At 43.9% G+C, this 280-nt stretch carries 1 pseudogene; it reads left to right on the top strand.

The features are described from left to right. Positions 1-280, top strand: a pseudogene (locus AB4512_RS24665) (LysR family transcriptional regulator); the annotation flags it as partial.

Here is a 280-nt window from a genome sequence, read left to right as displayed (position 1 = left end):
TCGTAAAGGGCACCCAAGAATTGATGGCGTCGTGACCGAAGAGCAGTATTACGATGAAAAGCACATCACGTTTAGAATGCGTCGTTCTCGTCTTTATACGGCTGATTATTTCGCTAAGAAGGCCATCAAACAAAGAAAAGTGAGCTCAGAATGTGACTCATTGATGATGATGTGTGTGTTGGTGTCAGGCTCTGATTGTGTCGGCAGTACTTCTCGTAGTTTTGCTAATCAATTTGCTGAGCGATTCCAGCTTCAAGTTCTTGATCAGCCGTTTGAAGTG

The organism is Vibrio sp. 10N.222.52.B7, assembly GCF_041474275.1.
GTDB classification, from domain to species: Bacteria; Pseudomonadota; Gammaproteobacteria; order Enterobacterales; family Vibrionaceae; genus Vibrio; species Vibrio crassostreae_C.
This window is presented reverse-complemented; position numbering and strand designations above follow the sequence as displayed.